Annotated in this window: 1 protein-coding gene; it reads right to left on the reverse strand. The window is 55.4% G+C overall.

The genetic code is table 11. The features are described from left to right. Positions 1-183 precede the first annotated feature (183 nt). Positions 184-2,973, reverse strand: coding sequence for a CHAT domain-containing protein (locus AC0QHF_RS17670; protein WP_324705552.1), 2,790 nt, complete (start codon positions 2,971-2,973; stop codon positions 184-186). Positions 2,974-3,117 lie beyond the last annotated feature (144 nt).

A 3,117-nucleotide genomic window follows, 5' to 3' on the forward strand; every position in this document is an offset into this window, starting at 1 on the left:
GAAAAACCCACAACTTTTCATCCGCGCCGTAACCCACCACCCCTTCAATTCAAAATACAAAATTCATGATTTTATCAATATGAACCGACACACCTTAAACGGTGGGTTACGGCGGATTTATAGATGGCTTTCACAGCATGGGTTTCAGCCGCCTAACCCACCCTACACTAAAGCCCCAATTTCCTACTGCCAATCTCCCTGTATTGTAAATGCTGCCCAATAGTAGGGAGACTGCCACTGTTGGGAATTCCACATTTCTAATTGTGCTTCCCTTAAGGCGGTAACGGCATCGAGTCCGTCTTCGAGCATTTTCTGGTAAAATCTCGCCATCACCTCGGAAGTTGAGGCGTCGTTGACGCTCCACAAACTTACCACCACCCGCCGGGAACCGGCGTACATGAAACCCCGAGTCAACCCCACCAATCCTTCCCCGCTGATATTTTCTCCCAGTCCGGTCTGACAGGCGCTCAACACGACTAATTCGGCGGGTAAATTCAAGTTGAAAATATCCCCGAGGCGCAGGAATCCATTTTGGGGGGTTCCGGTTTCGTCAAATAGGGATAAAACCACCCCCGAAAGTTCCGGATTTTTGGGGTCGAGGAGGCCGTGGGTGGCGAGGTGGATGATTTGATATTGTGCTAAATCTGAATCGGTGGCTATTTCTCGGGAGGCTTGGAAATCTAGGGCTTGCAACCGTTGATTTTCGGGAACTAAAGCTAGAATGGTTTCGGCTTCTTCGCGAGTGAATTTGAGGCGAGGAAAAGAGTTTCCCCCTTCTCCTAATCCCAAATTGCGGGTGGCGCGTTCTAGGGCGAGTTCGTCGAGGGTTGCTGAAGCCAGTTGGGGGGTTCCGGTGATGCGGGGGTCGTCGGGGTCGAAAACGGGGTCGGCCAAAACCGCCAGGATTTTGTCCGCCGGGGAACGGTTGGCGAGTTGTTGGCGTTGAATGGCAACGGTGGAAGCTGAGGAAAGGGTGACAATTTCGTTTTGAACCAGTAGGGGAGTATCGGGAGAGTCGGGTAGCGGCAGGGCGACGAAGGGGACGTATTGCAAGACTCCATCCCCGACAATTAATAGACGTTTGTTGCCCAGTTGGGCGGCGGCGGGGGCAAGTATCATTTCGCTCAGGGGGAGTCCTGAAGACAGTCCGGCGGTGTTGTCGGAGGTGACGGACGCCCGGAAATTTTCAACGGCTGTTTCGATTTCTTTTCGGGGAGGAAGGACGTAACTGGTGATGCTATTTTGGGTGACGAGCCAGAGATAGCTTTCCGTTTCGCCGAGGGCGTATTCCAACAGGATGGTTTCGTCGTCGAGTACCTGATTTTGAATGCCTTCGAGGGTCAAAGGTTCGGGATATTGGAGGTTGGCGTAGGCGGGGCTGACGGCGCGAATTCGGGTTTCGAGTTGGTCGAGTTGGGCGAGTAGGGTTCGGGATTGTTCGTTGATGGCATCGAGTTCGGCGTCGCTGTAGTTACCGCTCACCAAGTCGTGGCGGCGGCGTTCCACCTCGTTGAGTTGTCGGAGTAAGTCGCGCTCTTTTTCGAGCAATTCCGGGTCAACCCCTTTGCGGATGTCGGCGCCGGCTTCGGTGAGGAGTTCGATGAGACTGCGGGCGCGGGAACGTTCACTGGCGTAGAATGCAAGAGCATCATATCCTTTTTGGGGGTTTTGTTGATGCAGTTGCATTAAGAGTTCGATGTAGAATTGGTAACGGTCTTGAACGGTGGAGAAAAAGGTTTGGCGGAGTTCCCCAGATGGGGCGAGGCTGCGGAGTTCTTCAATTAAGCCAATCGCCCGTTCCATGTTGGCGAGGGCTTCGGTGAGTTGTCCTTGGGAACGTTGGAGCCCAGCAATGTTGCCGAGGGTGGTGGCTTCCCCGGAGCGATCGCCCACCGCTCGGGACAAGGGCAAAGCTCGCTCGTAATACTCCAAGGCTGTCTGCTTTTCCCCCAAATCTGAGTAGACCGCACCGATATTATTGAGGGTGAGGGCTTCCCCGGAGCGATCGCCCACTACCCGGGACAAGGGCAGGGATCGCTCGTAATACTCCAGAGCCCGCCGGTTTTCCCCCAAATCAGAGTAGACCACACCGATATTGGTGAGGGTGGTGGCTTCTTGTCGGCGATCGCCCACCGCCTGCAACAAAGACAAGGCTTGCTCGTAATACTCCAGAGCCCGCTGGTTTTCCCCCAAGGCATCGTAGACCCAACCGATATTATTGAGGGTTCTAGCTTCTTGTCGGCGATCGCCCACGGCTCGGGACAAGGGCAGGGCCCGTTCGTAATACTCCAGAGCCCGCCGCTTTTCCCCCAAGGCAGAGTAGACCAAACCGATATTGGTGAGGGTGGTGGCTTCTTGTCGGCGATCGCCCACGGCCCGGGACAAGGGTAGGGCTCGTTCGTAATACTCCAGGGCTTGCTGCTTTTCCCCCAAGGTATCGTAAACCAAACCGATATTGTTGAGGGTTCTGGCTTCCCCGCCGCGATCGTCCACCGCCCGTCTCAATGGCAAGGCTCGTTCGTAATATTCCAGAGCCTGTCGCTTTTCCCCCCAGGCATCGTAGATCCCACCGATATTGTTGAGGGCGACGGCTTCCCCGGGGCGATCGCCCACTGCCCGCAACAAAGGCAAGGCTTGCTCGTAATACTCCAGGGCTCGCTGCTTTTTTGCCAACAGATCGTAGACTCGACCCAGACCCAGTTGAGCTAAAGCTTGCTGGGCGGAATTCCCGGCCTGTTCATAGAACCTTGCCGCCTCCTCAAAATAGGGAATGGCAGCCCGTAAAGACTCCGCCGTTCCTTCTTGAAACAGTTCTATTGCCCGTTGCAAGCTGGCATCCGCCGCACCCGAGTCGGACTGTTGGGCAATGCGTTCTTTTTGTGTCACTGGTGGCGTTCCCGCCGCTTCCCCGGCACTGCAAAGACAAGCGGCGATGATGGCGACTGCGACAGAGCAGACCCTCGGTTTTCTCATCGGTAACTCAATCCTGTACCTGTACCCATCTTATGTATATAGTGCAAGCTGGGCAGTTTATGCACGGGCCCCCCTAACCCCCATCCCCCCCAACCCCCATCCCCCCCAGCCCCCCTTTGAAAGGGGGGAGTAAGGGGGGAGATA

The sequence above is a fragment of the Lyngbya sp. CCY1209 genome, assembly GCF_055795065.1.

Coding starts and splice junctions, on each gene's coding strand:
- AC0QHF_RS17670 (WP_324705552.1), bottom strand. CDS start 2,973: ATGAGAAAACCGAGGGTCTGCTCTGTCGCAGTCGCCATCATCGCCGCT.